The 911-nt window shown below is 66.3% G+C and carries 2 protein-coding genes; both read right to left on the reverse strand.

Features of this window, described 5'->3' with window-relative positions; genetic code table 11:
* Positions 1-529: DDE-type integrase/transposase/recombinase (locus tag B4K29_RS13465; protein ID WP_349680250.1), on the reverse strand; the 529-nt coding region annotated here is incomplete at its 3' end.
* Positions 526-819 carry a transposase gene (locus tag B4K29_RS13470; protein WP_029212750.1) on the reverse strand — a complete coding sequence of 98 codons (294 nt, stop codon included), beginning with the start codon at positions 817-819 and terminating at the stop codon, positions 526-528. The genes B4K29_RS13465 and B4K29_RS13470, both read right to left, overlap by 4 nt.
* Positions 820-911 lie beyond the last annotated feature (92 nt).

Raw genomic sequence — 911 nt, forward strand, 5'->3', positions numbered from 1 at the left:
ACACAGACCATCTGACACCCCCCTTCATGCGCGAGTCGATGGAGTATCCGACGATGCGCCCGGACCAGGCGTCCTTCATCGCGCACATGTACAGCTTGCCCTCACCGGTCTTGTGCTCGGTGATATCGGTGAACCACACCTGGTTGGGGCCGGTCGCCAAGGTGGTGAACTGGCGGTTGACGAGATCGTCATGCACCGGCGGTCCCGGCCGGCGGTGACGGCCCCTGCGGGGTTTGCCGAACACGCTCCACCAGCCGTTGTCCGAGCAGATCGCCCACGCCGTCCGGTCGGACATGACCTGTCCGCCGTGCTCGCGGGCTTCGTCGACCAGGAGCCGGTATCCGAACTCGGGGTCGTCACGGTGGGCGTCGAACAGCGCGTTCGCCCGGTACGCCTGCGCGCACTCGGCTGTGGTGACGGGGTTCTTGACCCATCGGTAGTAGGGCTGGCGGGCGATCTTGAGGACCCGGCACGTCACCACGACGGGGATCCCGTCGGCGGCGAGCTCACGGACGAGCGGGTACATCATTTTCCCGGCAGGTTCGCCTGGGAGAGGTACGCCGCCGCGCGGCGCAGGACCTCGTTCTCCTGCTCAAGCAACCGGATCCGCTTCTTCGCCTCGCGCAGTTGCTCATGCTCGGCCTGTGTGACACCGGGGCGGGTGCCGTCCTCGATCGCAGCGGCGGACATCCAGTTCGTCAGGCAGGACTCGCTGATCCCGAAATCCACCGCGATCGACTTCAACGTCACACCAGGCTCACGGTTGCGAGCCACGCGCACGACGTCCTCGCGGAACTCCTTGGGGTGGGGCTTGGGCATGAAGCACATCCTCTCCCGTGGCACCAGACGGCACCACAGATCGGCTGTCACCTACCCCTGCAGCAGTCCCCTTCGTCCTCCAACGCCACTGG

Origin of the sequence: Arsenicicoccus sp. UBA6765 (assembly GCF_002453335.1) — a bacterium.
In the GTDB taxonomy this organism is placed as follows: domain Bacteria; phylum Actinomycetota; class Actinomycetes; order Actinomycetales; family Dermatophilaceae; genus Arsenicicoccus; species Arsenicicoccus bolidensis.

Coding starts and splice junctions, on each gene's coding strand:
- B4K29_RS13470 (WP_029212750.1), bottom strand. CDS start 819: ATGCCCAAGCCCCACCCCAAGGAGTTCCGCGAGGACGTCGTGCGCGTG.